This window comes from Massilia sp. GCM10023247, assembly GCF_042653325.1.
Lineage (GTDB): Bacteria > Pseudomonadota > Gammaproteobacteria > Burkholderiales > Burkholderiaceae_D > Telluria.
In genome coordinates this window covers 692,113-714,296 of record NZ_JBHSIB010000007.1, presented here as the reverse complement: position 1 = coordinate 714,296, position 22,184 = coordinate 692,113, and the positions used below count along the sequence as shown (strand labels likewise).

General features: G+C 68.1%; 16 protein-coding genes. 4 read left to right on the top strand and 12 right to left on the bottom strand.

Going from position 1 to position 22,184, the window contains the following annotated elements; all coding sequences use genetic code 11:
* Window positions 1-23: 23 nt before the first annotated feature.
* The 4 genes from ACFPAH_RS06805 to ACFPAH_RS06790 all read right to left on the bottom strand — a co-directional run bounded on the left by ACFPAH_RS06805 (window position 24) and on the right by ACFPAH_RS06790 (window position 6,438).
* Entirely contained in the window at window positions 24-2,969 is a 2,946-nt protein-coding gene (locus tag ACFPAH_RS06805) for a glycosyltransferase (protein ID WP_379742564.1), read from the bottom strand.
* Between the two features lie 10 nt (window positions 2,970-2,979).
* Window positions 2,980-3,303, bottom strand: coding sequence for a hypothetical protein (locus ACFPAH_RS06800; RefSeq protein WP_379742561.1), 324 nt, complete (start codon window positions 3,301-3,303; stop codon window positions 2,980-2,982).
* Window positions 3,300-4,202 carry a sulfurtransferase gene (locus tag ACFPAH_RS06795; RefSeq protein WP_379742558.1) on the bottom strand — a complete coding sequence of 301 codons (903 nt, stop codon included), beginning with the start codon at window positions 4,200-4,202 and terminating at the stop codon, window positions 3,300-3,302. Before ACFPAH_RS06795 ends, ACFPAH_RS06800 begins: the two co-directional genes overlap by 4 nt.
* A 94-nt stretch (window positions 4,203-4,296) precedes the next feature.
* Window positions 4,297-6,438 (bottom strand): glycosyltransferase family 4 protein, encoded by a 2,142-nt coding sequence (locus tag ACFPAH_RS06790; RefSeq protein WP_379742555.1) that lies wholly within the window; start codon window positions 6,436-6,438, stop codon window positions 4,297-4,299.
* 217 nt (window positions 6,439-6,655) lie between these two features.
* Between ACFPAH_RS06790 and dnaE the strand changes: the two genes are divergently transcribed.
* Entirely contained in the window at window positions 6,656-10,153 is a 3,498-nt protein-coding gene (dnaE, locus tag ACFPAH_RS06785; protein WP_379742552.1) for a DNA polymerase III subunit alpha, read from the top strand.
* A gap of 116 nt (window positions 10,154-10,269) precedes the next feature.
* On the opposite strand, the gene ACFPAH_RS06780 is transcribed toward dnaE, so the two are convergent.
* Genes ACFPAH_RS06780 through ACFPAH_RS06770 form a run of 3 tightly spaced genes read right to left on the bottom strand, consistent with a single transcriptional unit; the run spans window position 10,270 to window position 13,083 of the window.
* The gene (locus tag ACFPAH_RS06780; RefSeq protein ID WP_379742549.1) at window positions 10,270-10,938 is read right to left on the bottom strand and encodes a nucleoside-diphosphate sugar epimerase; all 669 of its coding nucleotides are present in this window, start codon (window positions 10,936-10,938) and stop codon (window positions 10,270-10,272) included.
* Window positions 10,916-11,746: a glycosyltransferase family 2 protein gene (locus tag ACFPAH_RS06775; protein ID WP_379742546.1), complete on the bottom strand. Its 831-nt coding sequence runs from the start codon at window positions 11,744-11,746 to the stop codon at window positions 10,916-10,918. Before ACFPAH_RS06775 ends, ACFPAH_RS06780 begins: the two co-directional genes overlap by 23 nt.
* A 53-nt stretch (window positions 11,747-11,799) precedes the next feature.
* Entirely contained in the window at window positions 11,800-13,083 is a 1,284-nt protein-coding gene (locus tag ACFPAH_RS06770) for an O-antigen ligase family protein (RefSeq protein ID WP_379742543.1), read from the bottom strand.
* 282 nt (window positions 13,084-13,365) lie between these two features.
* Here ACFPAH_RS06770 and msbA point away from each other — a divergent pair, with 282 nt between their 5' ends.
* Together msbA and waaF are read left to right on the top strand one after the other, a co-directional pair.
* Window positions 13,366-15,036, top strand: a complete 1,671-nt coding sequence (gene msbA, locus ACFPAH_RS06765; RefSeq protein ID WP_379743010.1) for a lipid A export permease/ATP-binding protein MsbA — start codon at window positions 13,366-13,368, stop codon at window positions 15,034-15,036.
* Window positions 15,033-16,058, top strand: coding sequence for a lipopolysaccharide heptosyltransferase II (gene waaF, locus ACFPAH_RS06760; RefSeq protein ID WP_379742540.1), 1,026 nt, complete (start codon window positions 15,033-15,035; stop codon window positions 16,056-16,058). Before msbA ends, waaF begins: the two co-directional genes overlap by 4 nt.
* A 153-nt stretch (window positions 16,059-16,211) precedes the next feature.
* Here waaF and ACFPAH_RS06755 read toward each other — a convergent pair whose 3' ends face one another.
* Window positions 16,212-18,473, bottom strand: a complete 2,262-nt coding sequence (locus ACFPAH_RS06755; protein ID WP_379742537.1) for a sugar nucleotide-binding protein — start codon at window positions 18,471-18,473, stop codon at window positions 16,212-16,214.
* A gap of 266 nt (window positions 18,474-18,739) precedes the next feature.
* Between ACFPAH_RS06755 and ACFPAH_RS06750 the strand changes: the two genes are divergently transcribed.
* Entirely contained in the window at window positions 18,740-18,955 is a 216-nt protein-coding gene (locus tag ACFPAH_RS06750) for a hypothetical protein (RefSeq protein ID WP_379742534.1), read from the top strand.
* 299 nt (window positions 18,956-19,254) lie between these two features.
* Here ACFPAH_RS06750 and ACFPAH_RS06745 read toward each other — a convergent pair whose 3' ends face one another.
* Genes ACFPAH_RS06745 through ACFPAH_RS06730 form a run of 4 tightly spaced genes read right to left on the bottom strand, consistent with a single transcriptional unit; the run spans window position 19,255 to window position 22,143 of the window.
* On the bottom strand, window positions 19,255-19,674 hold the full coding sequence (locus tag ACFPAH_RS06745; protein ID WP_379742531.1) for a hypothetical protein: 420 nt from the start codon (window positions 19,672-19,674) through the stop codon (window positions 19,255-19,257).
* Complete coding sequence (locus ACFPAH_RS06740) at window positions 19,671-20,378, bottom strand: hypothetical protein (protein ID WP_379742528.1); 708 nt, start codon at window positions 20,376-20,378, stop codon at window positions 19,671-19,673. Before ACFPAH_RS06740 ends, ACFPAH_RS06745 begins: the two co-directional genes overlap by 4 nt.
* Window positions 20,375-21,073 (bottom strand): hypothetical protein, encoded by a 699-nt coding sequence (locus ACFPAH_RS06735; RefSeq protein WP_379742524.1) that lies wholly within the window; start codon window positions 21,071-21,073, stop codon window positions 20,375-20,377. The genes ACFPAH_RS06740 and ACFPAH_RS06735 overlap by 4 nt, the downstream gene beginning before the upstream one ends.
* On the bottom strand, window positions 21,070-22,143 hold the full coding sequence (locus ACFPAH_RS06730) for a DUF2515 family protein (protein ID WP_379742521.1): 1,074 nt from the start codon (window positions 22,141-22,143) through the stop codon (window positions 21,070-21,072). The genes ACFPAH_RS06735 and ACFPAH_RS06730 overlap by 4 nt, the downstream gene beginning before the upstream one ends.
* Window positions 22,144-22,184: the final 41 nt, after the last annotated feature.

Sequence of the window (22,184 nt, the reverse complement as noted above, 5' to 3'; positions counted from 1 at the left end):
CGAACGCGCCCCGCAGGCTGCGCTCAGGCCGTTTGCCGGTCCAGCGCCGCTGCCTTGTCGAGGATGGCCGCGGGCTGGTGCGCCAGGCCGGCGGCCGGCGGCGCGGGCATGACCTGGAGGGCAACGCCGCGCGCCCGCCAGGACGGCGGGAACGATGCCGCGCCCGCCTCGGACAGTGCCAGGAACACGTCGCCCGCCGCGGCGTCGGCAACCGCGTCCTCGATCAGCAGGTCGGCGCGATCGAGCAGGTCGAGCGTCCAGCGGCGCGCGTAGCGGTAGCGCGCGCCGTCGTACCGGACCGGTTCCACGCGCCAGCCGGCGCCGGCCTGCTCGATCAGGCCGCGCACCAGGGCGCCATCGGCATGGCCGGACCCGTTCGCGGGCGGGGTGACGTCCACCAGCAACTGGCGCACGCCGCCGCGCGGCCGGTTCGCCGCGATCGCGGCCGCAGCCTGCATCAGGTCCGATGGCGAGGCGTCGGCAGCGGTCGCGGCGAGCGCCCCGATCAGGCGGCGCTCGCCGGTCAGGGCGCTGTCGCGCACCAGGGTTTCGATCGCGTCCCGGCAGAGGGCGCCGACCGGCTCGGGCCGGTGCGCCGCCATATGGGCGCCGGCCGCTTCGGCCAGCCGTGCGCGCAGGGCGGCGTCGCCGAGCAGCCGTTCGAGCGACGCGCGCAGCGCCGCCTGGCTGAACCGGTCTTCCAGGCGCAGGCAAGCGTCCGGCGGCACCTCGGCGGCCGAGCCATGGGCATTGACGATGGTCGGCAGCTGCGCCGCCAGGCAATCGAGCACGCCGGCCGAGGTTTCGCCGCGCGAGCCGGTGCGCAACTGGACCGCGGCGTCGGCGGCTGCCAGGTAGCGGCGGTACTGCGCATCCTCGACATAGCCGGTGATGCGGATGCGCGGATGGGCGCCGATGCGCTCGCGCAGGCCGAGCTCGAACTGGTCCTTCGCGCCTTCGCCCACGAACACCAGGTGGCAGCGCGGGTCGCGGCCCAGGGCGCTGTCGAGCCAGGCCTCGACCAGGCGCTCGTTGCACTTGGTCGCCGACAGCATGCCGAACGAGCAGACCAGGAAATCGTCCCCGGCCACGCCGAGCGCAGCGCGCGCGCCCGCCCGGTCGGCGGCGGCGGAGACGGTGCGCAGCAGCGGCAGCACCTGCCAGGCGTCGGCGCAGCGATCGCCATACCAGTGCCTGGCCAGGTCGCGCGCATGTTCGGAATGGACGATCACGCCGACAGCGCGGTCGAGCACGGCCTTGTTGGACGGATGGCCCATCACCGACCCGGTGCGTCCGCTGCGTTTTTCGTCGACCAGCGCCGGATAGCCGTGCGCCAGGTACAGCATGCGGCAGTAATGGTTCGGCAGCGCATGGCCGCCCTCGGTGAAGCTCAGCACCCCACTGAGGAAAAAGTCGTGCAGCACCACCACGCCCGGGTGGCGTTCGAGCAGGTCGAACATGTGCGTGTGGAATTCCGAGTTGCCGAACTGGTAGACGATGCGGTCGAATTCGTGCGCGTGGGCGTCGAACCATTCCACCGTGCGCTGGGGCAGGTCGGCGCCGGTCCAGGGCTGCTGCGCGCGGCCGGGCGCGAGCACGATCTCGATGTCGTAGTACTTCGCCAGCTCCGGCAGCAGGTCGGCACTGTAGGCGGCGATGCCCGAGCGTTCCGGCGGCAGCGGCGACACGAAGGCCAGCCGCGGGCGCGCTGCCGGGGCGGCGGCCGGCGCGCTCTTGCCGGCGGCGCTGCGCTGGCGATGGAGTTCCTCGAATGCCGCGATGGCGGTCTTGGCGCTCGCGTCCCACGAGAAGCGCGTGGCCTGGCGCAGGCCATGGGCGCGCAGGTCGGCCAGGCGCGCGGGGTCGCCCAGCGTCGCCGCGATGGCGCTGCTGATGGCGCCGGCGCTGGTCGGGTCGAACAAGGCGTCCGCGCGCCCGATCACCTCGGGAATGCTGCTGCTGTCCGCGCCGATCACCGGCGCGCCGCAGGCCATCGCTTCGAGCGCCGGCAGGCCGAAGCCCTCGTGCAGGGACGGGAAGACGAACAGCGAAGTGCAGTTATACAGCGATACCAGGTCGTCGTCGGGAACGAAGCCGGTCAGCACCAGGTCGTCGGGCGCCAGTTTCAGGGCCGCCGCCAGGCGCGTCAGGCGGGTGCGGTCGGCCTCGTGGATGCTGCAGACCACGGCGAGCTGGTAGCGGCGCCGCATCGCGGCGGGAAGCAGCATGTAGGCTTCGATCAGGCCTTCGATGTTCTTGCGCGGATCGACCCCGCCCGTGTACATGATGTACTCGCGCTGCAGGCCGTAGCGCGCCAGCAGCTCCGCCCTGGCCGCGGGAGACAGTTCGCGCGGACGGAAGATGTCGTCGACCGCCGAGGAAATGTTGACCACGCGCCGCGGGTCCAGCCCGAGCACGCCGATGGCCTCCTCGCGCGCGCTGCCCGAGATCGCCAGCAGCAGTTCGGCGTTCTTCAGGCTGTCGAGCTTGCGGTGGTACCAGCGCGCGACGTTGGGATCGCTCAGGTAGCGTTCCTTGCGCAGCAGGGGGATCAGGTCGTAGAGCGTGACGGCGGTATCGAAGCCGCCTTCGCCGTGCAGCACCGAGGTCACCGAATCGTCGCTCAGGCCTTCGAACAGGCTGGCCACGTGCACCACGTCAGGGCGCAGGCTGGCCAGGTAACGCTCGCGGATGCGCTCGCCGGCCGCGATACGCCAGGCATTGGCCGGGTCGGCTTCGGCGGCCGGTGCCGGCGTCGCGTAGGTGGTGATGTGCGACTGCGGCACCAGGCCGTCGAATGCTTTCCTGAGCGCGGCCGCGCTGTCGGCAAAGCCCTCGTTGAGGACGATGCGCAAGTCGTGCCCGGCGCTGTTGCGGGCCATGGCAAGGGCCAGCGCGATCGAGTAGCGGCCGATGCCGCGGTGCATGCTGGATGCCTGGCAGGCTTGCAGGTCAAGGATAAGGCGCATCGGAACGAGACTATGGTTGACAGGAACGGGCGGCGGCGCGCTGCAGGTCGCGCAGGACCTGGCGCGCGCCGTCGGTGAGGTCGGCCTCGTCCGTCATGACCGGCGGCAGGCTCTGCCAATTGGCGCGGCGCGAGCGCGCCAGCGCCGCGCGCACCCGTCCCGCGAGTCCCGGGAAACGAAAAATCTGGCGCCGCAGGAAGGCGTCCAGGTGCGGGCGCGCGATGATGAAACCCACGGTGCGCAGGGCCAGGGACCTGGCGGCGCGGCGCGCGATGCTGCGTGGTCCGCCACGCAGCTTCGATCGCAAACCGCCGGCATTCCCGGGCGCCGTCATGCTGCCGGCTGGTCCGCGCAATGCGGGCACGACACCCCGTACACGTACTGCGGCGAGAGCTGCTCGCGCGGGGTGACGACGGCGCGGCAGGCGAAGCACTGGGTGGTGACGGTCGGCTCGAGCTTGGGGTTGAGCGCGGTGCGGTAGTCGAACACGAAGCAGTCGCCCGTGTAATGGGCGCCGCCGACGTCCTCGAAATACTTCAGGATGCCGCCCTCCAGCTGGTAGACGTTGTCGTAGCCGATGTTCTGCATGTGGATCGCCGCCTTTTCGCAGCGGATGCCGCCGGTGCAGAAGGTCACCACGGTCTTGCCGGCGAAGTCGTCCTTGTGGGCGGCGATCACTTCCGGGAACTCGGTGAACTTGGCGATCCGGTAGTCGACCGTGTTGTCGAAGGTGCCGACGTCGACCTCGAAATCGTTGCGCGTGTCGACCATCACGACCGGCTTGCCGGCGTCGTCATGGCCCTGGTCGAGCCAGCGCTTGAGCGTGGCCGGGGCGACCGACGGCGCGCGGCCCAGTTCCGGCTTGATCAAGGGCATGCGCATGGTGATGATTTCGCTCTTGATCTTCACCAGCATGCGCTTGTGCGACTGCTCTTCCGAATAGCTGTACTTGACCTCGATGTCGGCGAAGCGCGGGTCGCTGCGCAGCCAGTCCAGATAGCGCTCGATGTCCGCTGGCAGGCCCGACAGGAACATATTGATGCCTTCGGGCGTGAGCAGGATCGTGCCTTTCAGGCTCAGATCCGCGCACAGCGCCTGGAAACGCGGGCGCATCTCCTCGGTATTGTCGAAGGTGACGAACTTGTAGGCGGCGATGTTGACGTAGCGTCCGCTGTCCGCCTGGGTGCCGGCGGCGACGGGTGCGTCCGCCTCGTGATGGATGGTGGTTTGCATGATTGCCAAGTAGCTCAATTCTGGTCAACCGCTATTATAAGCCGTCGGGCTCGCGCCGGATCGCCCTGGCCGGCCCGGCGCCGCCTGTGGCCGTCTAGCGGTCCCCAAACTGTTGTGCGATCGCCTCCGAGGCGCAGACCACCGCGTCGGCGCTCGCGGCCGCGCGCAGGGCCGCGCCCGCGAGGGGAGCGCGCACCCGCAGCTTGAGCGCCACGCCGCGCGCGCGCCAGGCGGCGAACAGGCCGGCTTCAAACGCCTGGGCGACGGCCGGCGACGCCGCCTGCGCGTACCAGGTGTCGCCCGCATGGAGGTCGACCACGGGTTCGGCCTGGGGCGCCCAGCCCAGGCCCAGCAGGCGCCCGGCCGCGTTGCGCGCCTGGCGCAGGCAGGGCGCCGCGCCGCTGGTGTCGAGCCACACCGGTTCGATCCGCAGGCCGGGGCGCTCCTGCGCCAGCAGGCCGAGCAGTTCGGCGGCGAGCGCCTGGTCCGCCATGGCCCGGGTGTCGAGGTCGACCAGCAGCCGGCGCCGCGTACCCGTTTCGGCTTGCGCCAGGCTGGCGGCCAGGCGCCGCAGGCCGTCTTCGTCACCCGGATCGAGCTGCGCCAGCGCCGCGCGCCAGGCGGCGTGCCGGGCCTGGGTGGCGGCGCGGGCGCGCGCCAGGGTGTCGAGATACAGCCCGGCGCAGCGGGCCGGACGGAAACGGGCGTCGAGCAGCGCGACCGCGCCCTGGCCGAGCGCCTGGCGCCGTGCCGGATCGCGGCGCAGGGTTTCCAGTGCCGCGCCCAGCTCGCCGGTCTCGAAGGCGTCGGGCAGGCGCCACACCGCACTTGGGGGGAACTCGGCCATCGAGCCGTTGGCGTTGACGATGGTGGCCAGGCCGTAGTTCATGCAGTCGAGCACGGCACCGGAACTTTCGCCATGCGCATTCGTGCGCAGTTGCACGCCGACGTCGGCAGCCTGGAGGTACTGGCGGTAGACCGCGTCCTCGGTCCAGCCGGCGATGCGGATGTTCGCCGCCGGCCCGGCGCCGCGAATCAAGGCCTCGACCTCGACGCCGTAGGGGCTGTCGTGGTTCGCGCCCACCAGCACCAGCATGCAGGCGGGATCCCGGTGCAGGGCAGACCCGATCCAGGCCCGCAGCAGCTCCCGGGTCAGCTTGTTGGGCGCGACGAAGCCGAAGCTGCAGACCAGGAAGCAATCGGCCGGAATGCCGAGCGCGGCACGCGCGCCGGCGCGGTCGAGCGCGGCCGGCGGGGTGCGCGGGTGCGGGATGACGTCGATGGCGCCGGCCGCCGCCGGGCCGTACCAGTCGCTGGCCAGCTGGCGCGCGTGGAGCGAGTGGACGATGGTGCGGGTCGCGCCTTCGAGCACCCCAAGACTGCAGGGCCAGCGCTTGTGGTCCTGTCCCTGGGTCGAGGGCCTGGCGGCGGCCGCGACGGCGCCGTAGCCGTGCGCATGCAGCAGCGCCTCGCCCCAGGCGCCCGGATCGGCGCCGCTCATCTGGGCCTGGACCAGCACATTGCCGAGAAAAAAGTCGTGCAGCACGGCCACGCCGGGATGCCGCGCCAGCAGCGCGAACATGTGGCTGTGGAAGGGACTGTTGCCGAACTGGTAGAGCACCTGGTCGTAGCCTGCGCCGTGCTCGAGGAACCAGGCGGCCTGGCGCAGCGGCAGGTGGCCGAGCGCGGGCGGCAGGACCACCTCCGGCTGGGACACGACGAGTTCGATATCGAAGTGGCTCGACAGTTCCGCCAGCAGCTCGACGGCATAGGTGGCCACGCCGGTGCGCTCCGGCGGCAGCGGGGACACGAAGGCCAGGCGCGGACGGGGGCCCGGCGCGCCGGCGCCGGCGCCGGCGCCCTGCAGGGTGCGCAGCGTGCGCAGGATCGCGTTCGCGCGCGGCGACAGCTCCGGGTCCTCGCCGGCGCGCGGGCCCGGCCCGGCGCCCGGAACGGCGCCGCCGGAGGCCATCATCATGCGGTAGACGCGCGCATACAGGCCGGGGGAGCGCTTGAGGATGCGCAGCGCCAGCTGGCGCACTTGCGGCCGGCGCAGCACGGCGCGGGCGGCGAACAGCAGCGGCGCCCCGAGCCGGCGCAGCGGGCGCGCGCCGGCTGCGGGCGGGAGCGGGGCAGCGGGCGCGGCGGGCGGCACGACGGCGACGGCGCCGGGTTGCGCCGGCGCCAGCAACTGGTCGAGCAGGGCCGCGCCGTGGGCGGGCGGCGGGGTCGTCAAGGCTGGCACCTGGAAAGGCGAGAATAGGTCATCGTCGGAACCGGACATGGGGCAAATGCGGGGCCGGAGCAGCCGGCGCGAAATGGCCACTATTATAAGATGAGGTACGCAGGCGCGGCCGCGAGCATGCAGTTCCGCGTCTGTTGTCTTGTTGCAACTGCATGTCCGGGCGGCGCCGCCGGATGTCCGGGGGACGGTTGCCGGGTTAAAATACGGTATGACTTCCCCGACCTTCACCCACCTGCGCGTCCACTCCGAATACTCGATCGTGGACGGGCTGGTCCGCATCGACGACCTGGTCGGCGCCGCCGCCAAGGACAAGCAACCGGCACTCGCCGTCACCGACCTGGCGAACATGTTCTGCATGGTGCGCTTCTACAAGGCGGCGCGCGGCAAGGGGATCAAGCCGATCGTCGGGGTCGACGCCTGGATCACCAACGACGACAACCGCGACAAGCCGTCGCGTCTGCTCATTCTCGCGAAGAACCGCACCGGCTACCTGCAGCTGTGCGACCTGCTCTCGCGCGCCTGGCTCACCAACCAGCACAAGGGCCGCGCCGAAATCCGCGTCGAATGGCTCGAAGCCCTGGCGACGTCCGTCTCGACGCTCGAGCCGGACGTGCCCCAGGCGAATGCGCTGATCGTGCTCTCGGGCGCCTGCTTCGGCGACGTCGGCCAGGCCATCGACAACGGCGACATCGCGCGCGCCGAAAAGGCGGCCGAGCGCTGGGCGCGCATCTTCCCGGGCCACTTCTATATCGAGATCCAGCGCGCCGGCGCGGCGAACCAGGAAGCGGCGGTGCGCCATTCGGTGGCGCTGGCCGGCCGCCTGAACCTGCCGGTGGTGGCCACGCACCCGGTGCAGTTCATCCGCAAGGAAGAATTCATTGCCCACGAAGCGCGCACCTGCATCGCCGAAGGCGAGATGCTGGCCAACGCCAAGCGCGTGCGCCGCTTCAACGAAGAGATGTGCTTCAAGTCGCAGGACGAAATGGCGGCGCTGTTCGCCGACCTGCCGGGCGCGCTCGCCAATTCGGTCGAGATCGCCAAGCGCTGCAACGTCGTGCTCACCCTCGGTAAACCCCAGCTGCCGGACTTCCCGACGCCGCCGGGCATGACCATCGACGACTTCCTGGTCGCCGAAACGAAGAAGGGCCTGGAAGAGCGCCTGCTGCAGCTGTTCCCGGACCCGGCCAAGCGCGAGGCGGAGCGTCCGCGCTACGAGGCGCGCCTGCAGTTCGAGAACGAAACCATCATCAAGATGAAGTTCCCGGGCTACTTCCTGATCGTTGCCGAGTTCATCCAGTGGGGCAAGACCAACGGCGTGCCGATCGGCCCTGGCCGCGGTTCGGGCGCGGGTTCGCTGGTGGCGTATGCGCTCAAGATCACCGACCTGGATCCCTTGAAATACAACCTGCTGTTCGAGCGTTTCCTGAACCCGGAACGGGTCTCGATGCCCGACTTCGATATCGACTTCTGCCAGGAAAAGCGGGAACTGGTGATCCAGCACGTGAAGGACCTGTACGGCCGCGACGCGGTGTCGCAGATCGCCACCTTCGGTACCATGGCGGCCAAGGGCGCGATCCGCGACGTCGGCCGCGTGCTCGACTTCGGCTACAACTTCTGCGACGGCGTCTCCAAGCTGATCCCGTTCAAGCCGGGCAAACCGGTGTCGATTGCCGAAGCCATCGAAGAAGAACCGCTGCTCAAGGAACGCCAGGAGAACGAGGAAGAGGTCAAGCAGCTGCTGGCGCTGGCGCAGCAGGTCGAAGGCATCACCCGCAACATCGGCATGCACGCCGGCGGCGTCCTGATCGCTCCCGGCAAGCTCACCGACTTCTGCCCGCTGTACACCCAGGGTGGTGACGCCGGCGTGGTCTCGCAGTACGACAAGGACGACGTGGAGGCCGTCGGCCTCGTCAAATTCGACTTTTTGGGCCTGACCACGCTGACCATCCTCGACCGCGCGGTGAACTATATCCGCGCGCTCGATCCGGCCGACGCCGACTTCAACCTGGAGGCGCTGCCGCTGAACGACCGGCCGTCCTATAAACTGCTGTCGGACGCGAAGACCGTCGCGATCTTCCAGCTGGAGTCGCGCGGCATGCAGGGCATGCTCAAGGATGCGCGCCCCGACCGCTTCGAGGACATCATCGCGCTGGTCGCTCTGTACCGCCCGGGCCCGATGGACCTGATTCCCGACTTCTGCAAGCGCAAGCACGGCGAGAAGTTCGACTATCCGGACCCGCGCACCGAGTCCATCCTGTCCGAGACCTACGGCATCATGGTCTACCAGGAGCAGGTCATGCAGATGGCGCAGATCGTCGGCGGCTACTCGCTGGGCGGCGCCGACATGCTGCGCCGCGCGATGGGCAAGAAGAAGGCCGAAGAGATGGCCGAGCACCGCGAGATCTTCCGCGCGGGCGCGGCCAAGGACGGCCTGTCGACCGAGAAGGCCGACGAGATCTTCGACCTGATGGAGAAGTTCGCGGGCTACGGTTTCAATAAATCGCACGCCGCGGCGTATGCGCTGCTGTCCTACCACACGGCCTACCTGAAGGTGCACCATACGGCCGCCTTCATGGCAGCCAACATGTCGCTGGCGATGGAAGACACCGACAAGATCAAGATCCTGGTCGAGGACGCGATCGATGTCTGCAAGCTGACGCTGCTGCCGCCGGACGTCAACGAATCGCACTACCGCTTCACGCCGGAAGGCGAGCCGCGCTCGGTGACGGGCAAGCAGGTCAGCAACATCCGCTATGGCCTGGGCGGCGTCAAGGGCGCGGGACAGGGCGCGATCGAGGCGATCATCGCCGCGCGTACCGAGGGCGGCAAGTTCAAGGACCTGTTCGACTTCTGCAAGCGGGTCGACCGCAAGCAGATCAACCGCCGCACGATCGAGTCGCTGATCCGCGCCGGCGCCATGGACGCCTTCGGGGTCGACCGCGCCGTGCTGCTGGCATCGGTCGCCTTTGCCATGGAAGCGGCAGGGCAGGCGGCAGCGGCGGCCAACCAGGTCAGCCTGTTCGGCGGCGACGATTCCGACCTGGTGGCGCCGCCCGAATACGTCAAGGCGACGCCCTGGACCGACCGCCAGAAGCTGGCCGAGGAAAAGATCGCGCTCGGCTATTACCTGTCGGGCCACATGTTCGACTCCTACGCGCAGGAAGTGCGGCGCTTCTCGAAAACCAAGCTGAAGGACCTGGAACCCTCGCGCGACCCGCGCATGCTGTCCGGGGTGATTACCGGCGTGCGTACCCAGATGACCCAGCGCGGCAAGATCCTGATCGTGTCGCTCGACGACAAGACCGGGGTGGTCGAGGTCACGGTCTACAACGAAGTGTTCGAGGCCAACAAGAACATCTTCAAGGAAGACGAATTCCTGATGGTGGTGGGGAAAGTGTCGGAAGACCGCTTCAACGGCGGCCTGCGCATCACGGCCGAAAAAGTCTTCGACATCGCCGCCTCGCGCATCCACTACGGCCACAAGCTCGAGATGGATCTCGAGTGCACGGTCAGCCCGGCAAAAATCGCCGAAGTGCTGGCGCCTTACCGCAACCCGGACGGCCTGCCGGTCAGCCTGCGCATCAAGCCGCAAGGCGTCGAGTGCACGCTGCAGCTGGGCGACGACTGGCGCGTGGCGCCGTCCGACGCGCTCAAGCACGCGCTGGAACTGACGCTGGGGGCGAAGGACGTGGCGGTCGAGTATTAATCGTAGGGTGGGCGGCTCCACCCGGGTCTGCGCTGACCTGCAATGCTGGCGCCGCCCACGCGTTCAACCATCCCGTGAAACCTCGCGACTGGCCATCTGCCGGTAAACGCGCGGAGTCAGCCCTGCATCGCATCCGAGGGCAGCACCAATACGCCCCGCGCCCGCGGCACCTCGGCGAGCAGGGCGCGCGCCACATCGCGCGCCTCGATCGGCCGGTAGCGCGCCGGAATCAGCGGCCGCAGCACGCCCGCCAGCAGCGACCCCATGTGTTCTCCCGTGCGCGCCGGCTGCCCGAGCGCGCCGCGGTCGCCCAGCAGCAGGGAGGGCCGCGCAATCACCAGCGCCTCGAAGCCGAGCCCTTTCACCGCCTCCTCGAGTTCGCCCTTGACCCGGTTGTAAAACACGCGCGCCTGCGCATCCGCGCCCATCGCGCTGACCAGGCCGAGGCGGCGCGCCCCGGCGTCGAAGGCGGCGCGCGCCACCGCCAGGCCGGCGTCGAAATCGACCGCACGGAAGGCCGCCTGGCTGCCGGCAACCTTGATCGTGGTGCCGAGGGCGAGATAGGCTTCGTCGAGCGCGGGCAGCGGCGGCAGGGCCGCGAAATCGACGGCCTGGACATGCAGCTTCGGGTGCGTGAGCGCCAGCGGGCGCCGCGCCAGCACATGCACGATCGCCACCGTGTCGTCGGCCAGCAGGCCGCGCAGGAGTTCGCCGCCGACCAGGCCGCTGGCGCCGGCCAGCAGCACGCGGCGTCCGGCCAGGCTAGCGGACGGTGGCGCCGGCATGCTGTTTCAGTCCGATGACGGCCTGGGTCGTCTTGTCGGCGAGCCGCTCCAGCACCAGCTGCTTGTTGCTGGTCGCCTGGTCGCGCTGCGCTTCGCGGTGCCACAGGTGGAAGATTTCGGTGGCGAAGGCGCCGTCCTTGCGCACCACGCCGGCGTGGTGCAGGCGCACGACGATGTCGGCGTCCTCGTGCCCCCAGCCGCGGAAACTCTCGTCGAAGCCGTTCACGCGCTCGAGGTCGGAACGCCAGAAGGCCATGTTGCAGCCCTTGATGCGGCGGAAGCTGAAGCGGCGGCGGCGGCCGATGTCGGGCAGCTTGAACAGCAGCGGCACGGCCTTGTTGAGCGCGCCCTGGCTGCGGTAGCGCAGCTTGTCTGCCAGGCCGAGCGCGTGCAGGTCGACTTCGCCGGCCAGCACGCGCCGGCTGAAGTCCTGGCTGAGCAGGATGCGGCTGCCGGTGACCAGGTGGCCGGGCTCGGCCAGGCGGCGGTGGCGGGCCACGAAGTCCGGTTGCGGCACGCAGTCGCCGTCCATCGCGACGATGTACCCGCCGCTGGCGGCGAGGATGCCGCGGTTGCGCGCCATCGCCAGGCGAAAGCCCTCGTCGGGCTGCCAGACGTGGCGCATCGGCACCGGCGAGCGGGCGCACAGTTCGGCCACGAGGGCGCGGGTCGGCTCGCCCGAGCCGTCGTCGGCAATGATGATTTCGTAATTGTCGTCGGTCTGGCGGAAGCAGGCTTCCACGCAGGCGCGCAGCGCCTCGGGCCAGTTATAGGTGGCAATGACGAGGGAAATCCGGGTGTTGGTCATGATCGGTGCGGCCGGCGTCCAGGTCCGGTCCGCGCAAGGCTGTGCGGGAGCGGCTATTGTGCAGCGTCGCGGCCTTGTCTGCAATGCGCATACAGGGCGCCGGCCAGCAGCAGGAACCAGTAGGCCTCGGTCGGGTTCCACAGCAGGCTGTTGAACAGCGAGGCGATGCCGTACACCGCCACCAGCAGCGCCAGCGCATCGTAACCCGGTGCGCGCCGCGCCAGCGCCGCCTTGCCGATGGTGCCGAGCAGGGCCGCGTACAGGAACAGGCCGGGCAGCCCGAGCTGGACCGCCAGCAGCAGCGGTTCGCTGTGCGGCTGGTGGCGCATGGTCGTCAGTTCCGGCAGCGCGGTCAGGGTGGTGCGCGCTTCATCCTCGTACACCTCGGCGAACGAGCCGGTGCCGTAGCCGAGCAGCGGACGCTCCATGACGGCCCTGGTTCCGGCCCGCATGAAGGAGAGGCGCAGGCCGTTGGGGGTGGTCGGGTCCTTGGCCTGCACTTCGGCCACCAGCAGGTCGGTGCGGGTCTTGAAGTTGGGCGAGACCATGTAGACGACTCCGAACAGCAGGGCGATCCCCGCGCCGACGGCGGCAGTGCGCGCTACCGTCACGCGGGCGCGCAGCAGGAACACGACGAACAGGCCGACGGCCACGCCGACATAGCCGGTTCTCCCGTTTCCGGTCAAGATCGGCGCGCACAGGTAGATGCCGGCGGCCACCGCGGCCAGGCGGGCACGCGTGTCGCGGTGCCAGGTGGCGAGCAGGAAACAGGCGCAGGCCGCGAACGACAGCAGGATGCCGATCGTGATGTGGTTGCGGAAGACGTAGGGATCGCTCGGATCGCCCACGCGCCACCAGCCCAGGCTCGAGGTCGGCATCATGTCGAGCCAGACCAGGTAGATTGCCGTGGCCAGGAGGGCGCAGCCGGCCAGCGACCAGCGCAGCACGCGCGCCGGCAGGTCGGGCGCGCGCGCGCACAGGCAGACCGCGACCGGCAGCACCAGCAGCTTGGTGTATTTGCGCAGGCCGTGGCGGACTTCGTCGGGAGGGGCGATCGACCAGGTGGCGCCGATCACGACCAGCGCCAGCAGCGCCAGCGCCAGCAGCGCGGCCGGCGTGGCCAGCGGCCGGACCAGCGAGCGGTCCAGCACCAGCGCCAGCACGAATGCGATCAGCATCAGCCCGATGAACAGGTTGGCCAGCGCGGTCGAGAAGGGGATGGTGAAGGCCGCCAGCAGCAGCAGGTACTGCGCAAGCCGTTCTACCCGGCCGACAGCCAGGCCGGGGAGCGGACCGGTGGAGGGGGAAACGGCGAGGGGACGGAACCAGTCCTGCATTTTTTTCCTTTGATCATGGTGCGGGCGCCAGCTGGCCGCCGTCGGAACCGCAGCATTGTACAACAGCCAATATCGCGGGCCGGCGCGCCTGGCAGCGGCCGCGCACGCGGGCGCGAGTGTGCGAAAATGGCGAGTTCACCGTCCTTTTCCGGACGGGCCGGTATCCTGCGGCGCAGTCCGACCTTCGGCGCCCGCCTCGCAAGCGAAAAGAGCAACGTGGAAAACAGTGTCATCGTCAAACGCCTGTGGGCGTTCATCAAACCCTACCGCAGCCGCGCGTACATGGCGCTGCTGGCGATGGCGCTCACCGCGGCCACCCAGCCGCTGCTGGGCAAGGCCATCGAACTGCTGCTCGACCGCGGCTTCAAGAACAAGGTCGATTTTTCGCTGTGGTGGATCCCCGGCATCCTGATCTCGATCTTCATCGTGCGCGGGATCGGCACCTTCGCCACCGCCTACCTGAACAACTGGGTGATCAGCCGCGTGCTCAACGACCTGCGCGGCCGGATGTTCGACCGCCTGCTGCGCCTGCCCGTGGCGCGCTTCCATGAAGAGTCCACCGGCAAGATCATCAACACCGTGATCGGCGACGTGCGCCAGGTGGTCGACATGATCAACTCGGTATTCGTCGCGTTTGTCCGCGACACGCTGGTCGTGATCGGGCTGCTGGCGGCCTTGCTCTACCTGAACTGGCAGCTGACCCTGGTGGCCATCGTCGTGGTGCCGCTCACCGCCGTCATCGTGCGCACCACCACCGGGCGCCTGCGCCGCCTGAACCGCGAGAACCAGCGCGTGACCGCCGAGATGACGCAAGTGGTCGAGGAAGCCGCGCGCGGGCACCAGGTGATCCGCGTGTTCGCCGGCGAACGCTACGAGCGCAAGCGCTTCGCCATGCGCAGCGAGGCGCTGCGCGGCTTCTCCCAGCGCACCACGGTGGCCTTTGCCGCCACCGCCCCGGTGACCCAGATCGCCACCTCGCTGGCCTTGTCGTTGGTGGTGGTGCTGGCGATCCGCTCGAACATGACGGTCGGCGAATTCACGAACTTCATCACGATGATGCTGATGCTGCTCACCCCGCTCAAATCGCTGGCCGAGGTCAACGGCCCGATGCAGCGCGGGATCGCGGCCGCCGAAACCGTGTTCCAGATGATCGATTCCCCGGTCGAAGAAGACACCGGCACGCGCGAGATCGCGCGCGCCAGGGGCCACCTGGTGTTCGAGAACGTCTCGTTCCGTTATCCGAACGCCGCCAACCCGGCCCTGCAGCACGTCTCGCTCGACGTCCAGCCCGGCCAGACGGTGGCGCTGGTGGGCACTTCCGGCGGCGGCAAGTCCACGTTCGTGAACCTGGCGACCCGCTTCTACGACCCCGAAGCCGGCCGCATCCTGCTCGACGGCGTGCCGTACACCGAGCTGCGCCTGGCCAGCCTGCGCGCCCAGCTGGCGATGGTGAGCCAGAACGTGGTGCTGTTCGACGACACGCTGGCGGCCAACATCGCCTACGGCGCCGAGACGATCGACTACGAGCGCCTGGCCGCCGCCGTCAAGGCGGCGCACCTGGTCGACGTGGTGGCGCGCCTGCCGGAGGGCGTCGAGTCGAGCATCGGCGAGAACGGCATGCGCCTGTCGGGCGGCCAGCGCCAGCGCGTGGCGATCGCGCGCGCCATCTACAAGGACGCGCCGATCCTGATCCTCGACGAGGCCACCTCGGCGCTCGACAACGAATCCGAGCGCGCCGTGCAGGCCGCGCTCGACACCCTGATGGCCGGGCGCACCACGATCGTCATCGCGCACCGCCTGTCGACCATCGAGAGCGCCGACCGCATCGCGGTCCTGGAACACGGCCGCATCGTCGAGCAGGGCACGCACGACGAGTTGCTGGCCAAGGGCGGCTCCTACGCCAACCTGTACCGCCTGCAGTTCGCGCAGGCGGCGGCGGAAAGCGCGCCATGAGCCTGCGCACCCTGGTCATTTCGCCGAACTGGATCGGCGACGCCGTGATGGCCCAGCCGCTGCTGGCGCGCCTCAAGGAGCAGCATCCGGAGCGGCCGATCGACGTGCTGGCGCCGCCCGCGGTGGCGGCGGTCTGGCGCGCCGTGCTCGAGGTGGACACGGTGCTCGAGACGCCGTTCCGGCACAAGGCGCTGCAGCTGCGCGAGCGCTGGAAGTTCGCCCGGGTGCTGCGCGCGCGCGGCTACGCCGACGCCTACGTCCTGCCGAATACGCTCAAGTACGCGCTGATTCCCTGGCTGGCCGGAATCCCGAAACGGGTCGGCTACAAGGGAGAAATGCGCTATGGCCTGATCAACGTGATGCACATTGATGAGCAGCCGCCGCGGCCGATGGTGCGGTTTTACGCGGCCCTGGCGGAGGCGCCGGCGGCAGTCCTGGCCCCGGCGCGCCGGCCGCGATTATCGGTGCCGGGCGAGCGCATCGCGGCCGCCTGCGCGCGCCTCGGCCTGCCCGCCGCAGGCACGGTGGTCGCGTTCGCGCCGGGCGCCGAGTTCGGCCAGGCCAAACGCTGGCCGCCGCGCCACTTCGCGGCGCTGGCGCAGGCCATCGTCGAACAGGACCGCGCCGCGAGCATCGTGCTGCTCGGCTCGCCCAAGGACCGCGCCACCTGCGACGAGGTGCTGGCGCTGGCCGGCGACGCGGCGGCCAACATGCTGAACCTGGCGGGGCAAACGAAACTCGACGAAGCGTTCGCCGTGATCGCGCGCTGCGCCGCCGTGGTCGCCAACGATTCCGGGCTGCTGCATGTCGCGTCAGGCCTGAACCGGCCGGTGATCGCGCTCTACGGCCCGACCGATCCGGAGCACGCGCCGCCGTTTTCCGACATCGCGCGCTCGCTCTCGCTGCGCCTCGATTGTTCGCCCTGCCGCCAGCGCGAGTGCCCGCTCGGGCACCACAACTGCATGGAGCAGATGGAAGCGCCGCTCGTCTGGCGCGAGCTGGGCCCGATCCTGGCGCGGTAGGGTGTGGCCGGGCCGCGCAGGCTCCGCCCACGCGTAAACGCAGACCAGACGCTGCCTCCCAAACGACAACCGGCCGGTGCCGACGCGTCCTGCGTCCTGCACCGGCCGGTCGCCGCCGGACCTTGCGGTCCGGACGGCCTTGCGACACCGTTGTCAGCTGGCGTAATGCGCCGCGCTGCCCGCCAGCTCGCCGTCGTCGACGGCGTGTTCCTCGAGCGCCCGGATGTAGCGCCCCAGGGCGTCGTCGAGCGAGGGCAGCAGCACGCCGCGTTCGCTGCCCAGGGCCGAGTAGGCGGGCCGCACGGCCGCGTAACCCGACTCCGTCGCCGGACGCTCCTGCAGGCCGCTGGCATCCACCCCGGCCACGGCGCAGGCCTTGCGCGCCAGCTCGGCCCAGGTGACGGCTTCGCCATTGGTCAGGTGCCAGATGCCGCGTTCGCGGTCGATCATCAGGTCGAGGCTGGCGTTGACCAGGTCCGGCACATAGGTCGGCGACACCACCAGGTCGTTCGAGGCCGCGAACGGCTGGCCGGCCTTGAGCGCGGCCAGCGCCTGGGTCACGAAGTTGTGGCGGTCCCAGGGCCCGAAGAAGGAGCTGGTGCGGATCACGAGGGCCTGCGGGTCCGCTTCCAGCACGCGCCGCTCGGACTCGGCCTTGCTGCGCCCGTACACGCCCAGCGGCGCCACCGGATCCGACTCGACATAAGGCGTGTCCTTGCTGCCGTCGAACACCAGGTCGCTCGAGAAGGTCATGAAGCGCAGCGCATGGCGGATGCAGGCCAGGGCCAGCACCGTCGGTCCATGGGTGTTCGCGTCCATGCAGGCCTCGGGATCGCTCTCGGCCTCGTCGACGCGCACGTAGCCGCCGGCGTTGATGATGGCCCAGGGCTTGAAGCGCTGGATCGCCGCCTCGACCGAGGCCGGGTCGGTGATGTCCATCTCCTGGCGCGTCAGCACGTGGCAGGCGAGGTTGCGTTTCTGGCAGATGCGGGCAAAGGCCGAGCCGAGGGTGCCGGTCGCGCCGGTGATCAGGATGGGTTGCACGATATTCGACTTGAACTGGCTGCGGACGGCGAGATCGGCCACCGCAGTGCGGGTGGCCACCGGCTTGCACATGAAACGGTCGGGACGGCGCCACCAGCCCTCGCCCTGGAGCACGGGGTTGGTCAGCGGACGGCCGGACGATAGTTCGCGCATCAGGGTCGCGACGGCGGTTGGACGCGGCTCGGGGCCGCGCACGTCGAAGGGGCCCGGCTCGTAGTAGCCGCGGCATTCGGTCACCAGGCAGTTCCAGTCGTAGGAGCCGAGCAGGGCCCAGACGGTGACGGCGCGCACGTCGGCGCCTTTCTCGCGCACCTTCTTGGCAGCGTTCCAGATTTCCAGCAGCCAGCGCATCTGGTCTTCGCGGTTGGCGTCGATGTGCGCCTCGGTGACCGCGATCGGCAGGCCGTAGCGCTCCCAGGTTTCCTGGAGCAGGGGGCCGATGCCCGGGGTCGGCGTGGCCAGCGCGCGCGGCGTTTCGATGTCGGCGTATTCCCGGCCCTCGTATGCGGCCCAGCGGTCCTGGGGATAGCGCTCGCGCCGATGATCGAGCCAGCGCTCGCTGGTCGCGTAGTAGTTGACGCCGATGATGTCGGGCGGGCAGGGGTTCTCGCGGAACCACAGCACTTCCTCGCGGGTGGCGCCCGCGTCCATCAGGTAGTTCCACATGCTGTGCTCTTCGTCGATCATCCCGCACAGCAGGTCCCAGCCCAGCCAGCGCCGCTCGTTGAAGAAGTTGACGAGCTCCTCCATCTCCGGCGTGCCGTAGGTTTTCGACAGGTCGTCGGTCTGCACCAGCTTGGCGTTCGGGTTGACCGCGCGAATGGCGCGCATTGCCAGCACCGTGCCGCGGCACTCGCCGATGAGCGCGCGCACGAACAGTTCGTGGGTGCGGCCATGCGGATACCAGACGCCATACAAGCCTGAGAAGCGCGCTGTGGTCAGGGGTTCGTTGACCGGGGTGTAATACTCGGCCCACGGATAGCGTTTCGCTACCGCGCCGGCGTATTCGGCGAGCTTTTCAGGGAAGTCGGAATCGACCAGGCTGGTGTGGCGCGGTCCGCTGCCATGGTGCAGCAGGCCGACGATCGGGGTGACGCCGAGCCGCTGCAGCGCCGGCAAGCGCTCGTCGGACCAGGCCCAGTCGGCGTCCTCGATGCGCTCGGGCGCGACGCACTCCCACAGCACGGGATAGCGGATAGCGGTAATACCAAGGGAGGCGAAACGTTCGATGTCTTGCAGGCGGTCGGCGTGGCCGTTGCGTTCCATCTGGCTGAAGTAGTTGTCGCGTACGCGGTTGACGGTGCATTCGAGACCGCCCCACAGTGCCAGCTCGGATGCGGAAGGAGGCTGGATGTGCTTATCATGATTCATGAGATAGTCCTGCTTCAATGAAGACAGGCTCCAGCCTAGCGGTCAGGCCCAGGCCCTTGTGTTAAACAGCGAACATATAATGAATATTTCGGACTAGTCCTACTTTTTATCTTACTTTCAATTTCCTCTGCTAAATAACTGCTATCTGCAGCGAAAATATGTTTTCGTGATTGCCGGTATAACACGCAATTTGTAAGATAGTTGCATGTTCAGCAATTCCGTCAAAACGAACCCGGGAGTGGCCTATGTACATGGTGTATTGGACAATGTTTGATGAAATGGAGCCGCGCCCGCACGCCCAGGGTTTCGGTACCGACGAGATGGTCAAGGCGATGGGCTTCATGGAGGAATTGCGGCGCCGCCAGCGGGGCGGCGAGGGCGTGCGCTTCATCACGATGTGCTCGGAACACCCGGATGTGGTCGGGCACCCTGGCGTGGACGTGACGGGGCCGGATTACAACTGGAAGAAGCGGCGGCGCTAGGGGCGAGCGGGTTTATCGAGGACGCTGCTGCCGGTGATGGCTCCTTCGGGGCGCTCCCACCGCATCGGCTCGCCCGACTTCCATCCGTAGACATCGTCGCCGACTCCTATATCGATGAGAAACAAATACGGTGGTTCCCTCGTCCAGCAGCCTTCGTTGCATTTCAGGCGGAAGATCATGCCGTACAACTTGGGAACGCGTAAATTAGTTGTCTCCATGTATCCTGGTTTGAACATGCGCGCGTATAGCCGTTTCTTTCCTTCCGGCGTCAGGTCGAACCAGGTACTGTCGTTTTCCTCCTACGGCTCCCAGCCGCCGGCCTTGAACTGGTTCTGCAGGTTTTCCAGGATGGCGACGGCCTCGTCGAAGGGCAGCGGGTCGAGCATCGGCGAAGTGGATAGCGAGACTGCTTGGTTTTCCGAGAAGGTGAGTGCGGCAAACTTGGTCGGCGGCAGCGTGAAGCCGTGTTTCGGATCGGTGAAGCGGATGATCACGGCCGGTTCCGAGACCCGGACGGCGCCGAATTTGTGGTCGCCCGGGTCCTCGGCGGGCTTGTTCGAGCGCTCCATGACCGGATAGGTCGAGTCCCGCGCGACCTGCGCGAAGGTCTGGCCAAGGCGGAAGGCGAGCACGGTCGGCTCGGGCGTGCGCGAATGCCACCAGACGGCGGCGAGGACGAGGCCGGCGAACAGGGCCAGGCGGCGATGGCGGATCTTCATCCTGGCACGCTGCTGCCAGTGACCGCAGCCTCGGGTTGCCTCCACCGCATCGGCTCGCCCGGCTTCCATCCGTAGATATCGTCGCTCACTCCGATATCGATGAGGAACAGATAGGGCGGTTCCCCCGTCCAGCACCCTTCGGTACATTTGATCCGGAAGATCATACCGTACAACTTGGGAACACGTAGATCAGTCGCTTCCATGTATCCGGGCTCGAACATGCGTGCATACAAGCGCTTCTTTCCTTCCGGCGTCAGGTCGAACCAGGTGCTGTCGTTGCGCTCCCACGGTTCCCAGCCGCTTGCCTTGAACTGGTTCTGCAGGCTTTCCAGGATCGCGACGGCCTCGTCGAAGGGCAGCGGATCGAGCATCGGCGAGGTGGATAGCGTGACGGCTTGGTTTTCCGAGAAGGTCAGCACGGCAAACTTGGTCGGCGGCAGCGTAAACCCGTGTTTCGGGTCGGTGAAGCGGACGATCACCGCCGGTTCCGAAACCCAGATAGCGCCGAACTTGTGGTCGCCCGGGTCCTCGGCAGGCTTGTTCGAGCGCTCCAAGGCTGGATAGGTTGAATTCCGGACGACCTCCTCGAAGGTCTGGCCGAGGCGGAAGGCCAGGACGGTCGGCTCGGGCGTGCGGGAATGCCACCAGAAGGCGGCGAGGACGAGGCCGGCGAATAGGGCCAGGCGGCGATGGCGGGGCTTCATCCTGGCACGCTGCTGTCAGGGACCGCTGCGCCGGGGCGTCTCCACCGCCAAGGGTCGTCCGACTCATAGTCGTCACCAACTCCCACGTCGATGAGGAAAAGGTAGGGCGGTTCCTTTGTCCAGCAGCCTTCGGTACATTTCAGGCGGAAGATCATGCCGTACAACGTGGGAACACGTAAGTCAGTCGACTCCATGTATCCCGGCTCGAACATGCGCGCGTACAAGCGTTTTTTTCCTTCCGGCGTCAGGTCGAACCAGGTGCTGTCGTTTGCCGCCCAAGGTTCCCAGCCTCCCGCCTTGAACTGATTTTGCAGGTTTTCTAGGATGGCGACGGCTTCGTCAAAAGGCAGCGGATCGAGCATCGGCGAGGTGGACAGCGTGACCGCCTGGTTTTCCGAAAACGTCAATACGGCAAACTTGGTCGCTGGCAGCGTGAAACCGTGTTTCGGGTCGGTGAAGCGGACGATCACGGCCGGTTCCGTGACCCAGATGGCGCCGAATTTGTGCTCGCCCGGATCCTCGGCAGGTTTGTTTGAGCGCTTCATGGCTGGATAAGTCGAATTCCGGACGACCTGCTCGAAGGTCTGGCCGAGGCGGAAGGCGAGCACGGTCGGCTCGGGCGTGCGGGAATGCCACCAGACGGCGGCGAGAGCCAGGCCACCCATTGCGGCGATGATGCGATCGCGTCGCTTCATGCGACGCCTCCACCGGCGGCGATCGCGCGCATCGATGCCTCGACGTAGGGACGTTCGGGGCCGTTGAGGAGGCTGTGGAATTGTCGGGCGGCGGCCAGCACGAACTGCATGCGCTCCGTCTCCACCCATAGCTTCGCGCCCTTGTTCCGGGGGAACCATGACGTGAAACCTGTCGTGGCCCGGCACTCGGCCGACAGGGTCAGTTGGATTTCCTCGTAGTCGCCGGTCGGAAATCCGGTCGCCCAGGCATACTGATTCACGGCGAGCAACCTTTGCAGGATGGGATCGTTGTACAAGATCTTTTGCAAAATGTTGACTTGTTCATGCTGGGCGATCTGTTCCACACTCGCCGCTAGGCTGCCTGAATTGATGTGAGCGAATCCATCGCGGATTTCTGGAAAAGGCGTGCCGAACCGGAGCGTGTTCCTGTTGATTGCCCAATACACAGGGTTTTTATCGTTCTGCCGGTTCTTCAAATACTTGTTGAACTCCTCCCACCCCCGCTCCATAAAAAACCTGTGCAACGGATAAACATCCAAAAACAGATGCGCATTCCCGAAGCCCAGCTTTTCGTACACGTAAGCCGCGCCCGCCTCCGTTGCCGCCGGCACCGCGGCGGCGGCCTGCACGGCCGGGATCACGGAGGCAATCGAGCGCTGCAGACGCTCCCGTTCGCTTCGGTTCTTCTCGATCGTCTCGGCTGAATGCAGCAGCCCGCACCCCACCTGTTTCGATGCAAACGCGGCCAGTCCCGCCCACTGGAAACGCTGGTCGGCCAGCCACAGCTTCGCGTAGGCGGCATTGATGCGCCGGTTCCGTTCGCGTTCGTTACCTTCGAGGCTGCCGTTGACCATCAGGATGTTCTCGGCCTCGACCTGGAAGGTGCCCCACAGGTGTTCCGGCGTCAGGATGTGGACGGCGACCGCCTCCTGCACGCTTCCCGCCGGGCCGACGCAGTGATGGAGCTTGCAGTCCCGGATCGGCTTGATGTTCCTGGCGATCGGGATGCCGTGGTACTTGTGCCTGGCAAAATAGGGATTGGGCGCTCCGGGGACATAATTCGCCGGCATGTGACGCTCCTCGAGGGGCTTGCGACTGGGGCGGGAAGAAC